Genomic DNA, 6,103 nt, shown 5'->3' on the forward strand with positions numbered 1-6,103 from the left:
TATTGCCCCGGGCCGCTGCGGCTGGCCTTGCAGCCCTCATGTGGTCGGCAGCGTTTCCTGCCGCGGCAACGGCACAGACCGCTTCCTCCCCGCAGGTATACTCCAAGACGTGCGGCGCCTCCTGCGTCGGGACGCAGACGATCAGCGTCAGCGGCATCTCCTTCGCCTATCGGTCCTTGGGCAGTCCATCCGGAACGCCGCTGGTTCTGATCAATCGTTTCCGTGGAACGATGGACGAGTGGGATCCGGCCTTCCTCGATCATGTAGCAGCCGGGCGACACGTCATCATCTTCGACAATGCAGGCGTTGCGCGCTCCGGAGGTGAGGCCCCCGCCCGCATGGCCGACTGGGCCGCGAGTGCGGCCAAATTCATCGAGGCTCTGGGGTATCGTCAGGTTGACGTGCTGGGCTTCTCCTTCGGCGGTCTGGTGGCGCAGGAGCTGACCCTCCAGCGACCGGAGATCGTCCGCAGGCTGATTATCGTCGGCAGCGGCGCGGGCTATGTCGAAGGCGCCAACCTCCGTGCCAAGGCGATCGAGATCGCCACCAAGCCGCTCAACAGTGACGAGGACTTTCTCTACCTGTTCTTCAAGGAAACGCCGACGAGCCAGGCGGCCGGTCGAGAGCACCTGGCCCGCCTGCGCCTGAGAGCCGATGCGTTCTCCGAGCGTGTCAGCGAGAAGGCCTGGAAGGCGATGCTCTCTGCCGGGAGCGACGTAGGCACGCCAGACACCTCGCTGCTGCGGCGCGTCGGATCGATCCGCCAGCCTGTCCTTATCGCCAACGGCAATGAGGATGTGATGATCCCGACCTACCAATCCTATGCCTTGGCGCAGGCCATCCCCAATGCCCGGCTGATCATCTATCCGGACTCGGGCCACGCCTTCCTGTTCCAGTACCCCAGGGAATTCGGGGACGAGGTCCTGCGCTTTCTCGGAACGGAGGACCAGCCATGAGCTCCCCCTCCGTCTCGGCTCATCCCACCAGGCGCGCCGTGCTGGCCGCAGGAATCGGCCTGGCCGCCACGGCAGGAGCCTCCGTCCAGGGATCGAGCACGATCCCTCCAAAACCGACGATTTAACCCACCGAAGGAGCGAGAACGATGGCTACCATCAGGTTAACGGACGGCACGGAAATCTTCTACAAGGACTGGGGCAGCGGCCAACCGATCGTCTTTCATCACGGCTGGCCACTCAGCGCAGACGACTGGGACAGCCAGATGCTGTTCTTCCTTCATCAGGGCTATCGTGTCATCGCCCATGACCGACGTGGCCACGGACGCTCGACCCAGACCGCTCACGGCAACGAGATGGATACCTATGCCGATGACGTTGTTCAGTTCGCAAAGGCCCTCGATCTCAAAAACGCGATCCATATCGGCCACTCCACCGGAGGCGGCGAGGTGGCGCGCTATGTCGCCCGCGCTGAGCCGGGACGTGTTTCCAAGGCGGTCCTGATCGGCGCGGTGCCGCCCATCATGGTCAAGTCGGACAAGAACCCCGGCGGGTTGCCGCTCGAGCTGTTCGACGGCTTCCGTGCGTCAGTCGCTGCAAACCGGGCGCAGTTCTACGTGGATGTCCCGGCAGGCCCCTTCTACGGCTTCAATCGTCCCGGTGCGACGATCTCACAAGGCGTGATCGACAACTGGTGGCGCCAGGGCATGATGGGGGGCATCAAGCCGCAGTACGACTGCATCAAGGCCTTCTCCGAAACCGACTTCACGGAAGATCTCAAAAGGATCGAGGTCCCCACGTTGGTGATGCATGGCGACGACGATCAAATCGTACCCTTCGCGGACTCTGCGCCGCTGTCCGTCAAGCTCCTGAAGCATGGGACCCTCAAAGTCTACGAGGGGCTGCCGCACGGGCTCTGCACGACTCATCCGGATGTGGTGAACGCCGACCTCCTGTCCTTCATCAAGGGCTGACCGATACGACAGGTGGGTGCAATGACCATGAAAGTGAACGAGGAATTCCTGGATCGGGCAAACGGGCTGCGGATCTTCATGCGGTCCTGGCATCCCCCCGGCCCGCCGAGGGCAGTGGTGGCGATCTGCCATGGCGTGAAGTCACACAGCGGGTATTACCAATGGATCGCCGAGCAATTGGTCGCGAACGGGTTTGCGGTCTATGCGCTCGACCTGCGCGGCCGCGGCCGTTCCGACGGCGAGCGGTTCTTCGTCGAGGACGTCTCTCAATACGTCGACGACGTATCCGCCCTGATCGAACTGACCCAGCGCCGCGAAGGGGATCTACCCCTGTTTCTACTCGGTCACAGTGCCGGCGGCGTGGTCTCGTCGACCTATACGCTCGACAACCAAGAGCGGCTCGCAGGCTTCATCTGCGAGAGCTTCGCCTACCGGGTCTACGCGCCGGACTTCCTGCTGACCATCATCAAGGCCATCAGCCGGATCGTACCGCGCCTTCCCGCACTCCGGTTGAAGAACCGGGACTTCTCGCGCGACCCCGCTGTCGTGGCCTTCATGGATGGCGATCCGCTCATCGCCGGCGAAGTGCAGCCGATGGCAACCGTTGCCGCATTGGCGAGGGCGAATGACAACCTCAAGACGGGGTTTGCCTCAATCAGATGTCCGGTCCTCATCCTGCATGGCACGGAAGATAAGGTCACGCGCCCGAGCGGCAGCCTTGAGTTTCACGAGACGGCCGGGGCGCCCGACAAGACGCTCAAGCGCTATGACGGACACAGCCATGACCTCTTCAACGACATCGGCCGCGAGCGCGTCCTGACGGATATCGTGGCGTGGATCAATGCCCGGCTTCCGGCCGCGAAAGAACTTTCGGCAGCCGGTTGAGTCATCACCCAACGGGAGCAATCGGTCATGCCGGACGGAACGTTAGCGTCCATCCTGATCGTTCTCGATGTCGGTGATGCAACCGACATCGATCCGCTCGAGGATTTCGTGGGGGTCTACTACGCCTTGCTAAAGGCTGGTGCCCGGCTTCTGATCGCGTCGGAGGCCGGCGGGTATCCATGGCACCAGAGGCCGAAGCAAGGGAAAGGGGCAGGGAGCACACTGGTGGATCGGTTCCTGTCCGACCGCCATGCCCGGAATGAGATTGCAGACACTCTTCCGCTCCGCGATGTCTTTGTCGAGGACTTCGAAGCCTGCGTCCTGGTCGGAGGCAGCGGATCGCTGGTGGAGGCCGACGGCAGGTTCGCCGGCGGCCTGATTGGCGGGTTCCTGAAGGCGGGCAAGCCCGTTGCCGCCTTCTCCGGCAGGATCGGCTTCATGCCCGGAGGCGCCGCCGGCTTGGCGCTCCTCAGCAGCGGAGGGGCTGGGCTACCAACCGCAATCCGCGCCCTTTTGGCAGCCTTGCGGGACGATGATGAACCAGGAGATCACGATGACCCTTGCTCGATCTGAAGCTGTCCCGGACACCTCTCCCTTTGGCTTCCGGCAGGGAAGCTTCGATGTCACGGTGCTGAGCGACGGACACTTTGCGTTGCCCGCCGCAATCGTTGCTCCGGAGGCCACACCCGACCAATGGCTCGACATCGAGAGACGTCTCGGCGGGAGCGCCGGGACCATCCGCGCCCATGCCAACATCCCGCTGATCCAGGCGGGAGACGACCTGATCCTGATCGACCTCGGGGGTGGGGGGAAGTTCCAGCCGACCGAGGGGAGGCTGGCATCGTCGCTTGCCGCCGCAGGACATGACAGGGAGGCGATCACCAAGGTTCTGCTCACCCATGCGCATCCCGATCACGTCTGGGGCTTGCTTGGAATAGACGATAGACCACGGTTCCCGAACGCCTCCTACTATGTCGGGGCGGCCGAATGGGATTTCTGGATGGATCCGGATTTTACCTCCTCGAGGCCCTCCGTGCTGCACGCCTTCGCCATTGGAGCCCAGCGTGACCTGTCAGCGGTCCGCGAAAGGATCGTCCTTGTGCAGGACGGCGACGACATCCTGCCGGGCCTCCAGGCCATCGCGACGCCGGGACACACGCACGGTCATATGTCCTATGCGCTTGCCGGACCTGAGACCTTGGTCGTGACCGGTGACGTCGTCACCAACCAGATCGTCTCCTTCGAGCATCCGGCTTGGCGCTTCGGCAACGATACCGATCAGGAGGTTGGAGCAAACACCCGGCAGCGCTTCGTCGACCGTGCCGCAGTCGACCGACTGCTGCTGCTTGGATATCACTTCGCCTACCCTGGATTGGGCAGGGTGGAGAGGTCCGGCAACGAGTATCGGTACGTTCCTGCTCATGTTTGACCTCAGGCAAGCCCCTCCCGATGCGACGTGCGTAGACTCGAGTGAACGCCGCAATTCACCGACCACAACAAGCTGTCCCGCGAAGGGGCCCTGGGTCTGTTCACGACAGAGGCCGCGTGGTTCAGCCAAGAGGAAGGTGGTCAAGGGACGCATAGCACCGGGTCAGTATGTCGATTTCGCCGTGTTCAACACCGACTACCTCACCGTTCCCGAAGAGCAGATCTAGGACGTCGGGTCGCTGCTGAAGGTGGTGGCGGGCAAGGTGACATATGCCACGAAGCCGTTCGACGCCTTAGCCTCGCCCGTCAGCCCCGCGTGGGGTCGCCGGTGCCCACTTCGGCGGATACCAGAACAGGAAGTCGTCGCAATGACCCGCCGCGTGGCCATCATGCCAGTTGAGTAACGGCCGTTTTAGAGAGTGTGTTCGGTTGTCAAAGGAGGAATGCCCCATGCCACATATGTTCAAGAAAGCCTTCAATGTATTCGCTGGGATTCTGGCACTCGGTCTGGTCTCAGTAGCGCTGCCCGTCCTGGCTCAAGCGACGCCGCCCCGAAGCGGCGCCTCGTCCAGCGTTCTGCCGACCGGCGGAGGCGCCGCGCTGCTCGACCCATCTGATACCGTCATTCTGCTGCTGGATCACCAAGCGGGTCTGTTCCAGACCGTGAAGGACGTTCCGATAGCGGAGCTGCGGTCCAATGTCGTGATGCTTGCCAAGCTGGCGACGCTGATGAAAATACCAGTGATCACGACGGCTTCGGAGCCGAACGGAACGAACGGGCCGCTCATGCCTGAGATTCACCAGAATGCGCCCCATGCCGTGTATGTGGCGCGCAAGGGTGAGGTGAACGCCTGGGACAATGAGGATTTCGTCCGGACGGTGCAATCCACTGGAAAGAAGACCTTGATCATGGCGGGTGTCTGGACCAGCGTTTGCGTCATGTTCCCGGCGCTCGATGCAAAGCTGGCAGGATACAAGGTCTACGCCGTAATGGATGCGTCGGGCGATCCGAGTGAGATGGCGAGCCGGACCTCGCTCGCCCGTTTCGTTCAGGGTGGTGTCATCCCCACGACAACGAATGCCGTGCTGTCCGAAGTGCACCGCACCTGGAACCGTCCCGAAGCGGCCGAGATCGGCGCACTCTATGCCCACGTCTCGCCAAACTATTCAGCAGTCGTGGAGAGCTACACCAAGGCTCAGGAAGTCGCGCGCAAGCAGCCGCAAGCGCGACCCGCTGGTAGCCAATAGGCAGGTCTGCCTCGCCAATTTCTCATCGTCTCGCCGAGTCTTGGTGAGGATGCGGGTATGATCTGGATTCTCTCGTCGATCTCAAGGAGTGGCTAAAGTCCCGGAAGCGAAACCCGTGGGAGGTGGTTTGGCCCAGCTCCTGTCACTGCGGGTGAACTTCGTTACCGCCAGGCTGCAGCCGATTCTTTGGACGATGGTGCGAGAATGGCGTCGATCCGGGGCATCGTTAATGGCCCTCGGATCGACGAGGGACCGTGGCCTGCTTGCGACGGAAAGCCCGTGCTGGGCATCGGAAAATGGTGGGAGGCTTTCCTCACCACGATCCAAGCTGCAAGGTCAGGCCGTTCGGCTCTGCTTGGCAGCGATGTCAGAGACTAGCCGGGCTTATTGATCCGGCCTGAGTGATCTTGAAATTCGCAGCCAGTCGGCCCAGGTCGGCGGGATGAAACATGTGGACATGCGCAAGCTGCCCGCAGCAGCGCAAGAAGAGCGTCGGCGGCAGGTGATCGGACTGCGCGAGAGCGGCCTGACTTACGAGGCCATTGCCGTGCAGGTCGGCCTGACCCGGACCGGCGTGTTCAATATCTGCCGCCGCGTCGCCGAACAGGGCCGGGC

Annotated in this window: 7 protein-coding genes; all 7 read left to right on the forward strand. The window is 62.6% G+C overall.

Going from position 1 to position 6,103, the window contains the following annotated elements; all coding sequences use genetic code 11:
• Positions 1-38 precede the first annotated feature (38 nt).
• Entirely contained in the window at positions 39-956 is a 918-nt protein-coding gene (locus tag KHP60_RS22255) for an alpha/beta fold hydrolase (RefSeq protein WP_213566476.1), read from the forward strand.
• The gene (locus KHP60_RS25575) at positions 953-1,081 is read left to right on the forward strand and encodes a hypothetical protein (RefSeq protein ID WP_283770742.1); all 129 of its coding nucleotides are present in this window, start codon (positions 953-955) and stop codon (positions 1,079-1,081) included. Before KHP60_RS22255 ends, KHP60_RS25575 begins: the two co-directional genes overlap by 4 nt.
• Positions 1,082-1,102: 21 nt before the next feature.
• Positions 1,103-1,927: an alpha/beta fold hydrolase gene (locus tag KHP60_RS22260; protein WP_213566477.1), complete on the forward strand. Its 825-nt coding sequence runs from the start codon at positions 1,103-1,105 to the stop codon at positions 1,925-1,927.
• A 21-nt stretch (positions 1,928-1,948) separates the two neighbouring features.
• Positions 1,949-2,812, forward strand: a complete 864-nt coding sequence (locus tag KHP60_RS22265) for an alpha/beta hydrolase (protein ID WP_213566478.1) — start codon at positions 1,949-1,951, stop codon at positions 2,810-2,812.
• A gap of 27 nt (positions 2,813-2,839) precedes the next feature.
• Positions 2,840-3,385, forward strand: a complete 546-nt coding sequence (locus tag KHP60_RS22270; protein ID WP_213566479.1) for a hypothetical protein — start codon at positions 2,840-2,842, stop codon at positions 3,383-3,385.
• Positions 3,366-4,241, forward strand: a complete 876-nt coding sequence (locus KHP60_RS22275) for an MBL fold metallo-hydrolase (protein ID WP_213566480.1) — start codon at positions 3,366-3,368, stop codon at positions 4,239-4,241. Before KHP60_RS22270 ends, KHP60_RS22275 begins: the two co-directional genes overlap by 20 nt.
• 449 nt (positions 4,242-4,690) lie before the next feature.
• Positions 4,691-5,488 (forward strand): isochorismatase family protein, encoded by a 798-nt coding sequence (locus KHP60_RS22280; RefSeq protein WP_249689027.1) that lies wholly within the window; start codon positions 4,691-4,693, stop codon positions 5,486-5,488.
• The last annotated feature ends 615 nt before the right edge of the window (positions 5,489-6,103 follow it).

This window comes from Microvirga sp. 3-52, assembly GCF_018383585.1.
Taxonomy (GTDB): Bacteria; Pseudomonadota; Alphaproteobacteria; order Rhizobiales; family Beijerinckiaceae; genus Microvirga.

Bases quoted from the DNA above. Each gene is read 5' to 3' on its own strand.
- KHP60_RS22275 (WP_213566480.1), top strand. From the start codon at position 3,366: ATGACCCTTGCTCGATCTGAAGCTGTCCCGGACACCTCTCCCTTTGGC.
- KHP60_RS22280 (WP_249689027.1), top strand. From the start codon at position 4,691: ATGCCACATATGTTCAAGAAAGCCTTCAATGTATTCGCTGGGATTCTG.
- KHP60_RS25575 (WP_283770742.1), top strand. From the start codon at position 953: ATGAGCTCCCCCTCCGTCTCGGCTCATCCCACCAGGCGCGCCGTGCTG.
- KHP60_RS22270 (WP_213566479.1), top strand. From the start codon at position 2,840: ATGCCGGACGGAACGTTAGCGTCCATCCTGATCGTTCTCGATGTCGGT.
- KHP60_RS22255 (WP_213566476.1), top strand. From the start codon at position 39: ATGTGGTCGGCAGCGTTTCCTGCCGCGGCAACGGCACAGACCGCTTCC.
- KHP60_RS22265 (WP_213566478.1), top strand. From the start codon at position 1,949: ATGACCATGAAAGTGAACGAGGAATTCCTGGATCGGGCAAACGGGCTG.
- KHP60_RS22260 (WP_213566477.1), top strand. From the start codon at position 1,103: ATGGCTACCATCAGGTTAACGGACGGCACGGAAATCTTCTACAAGGAC.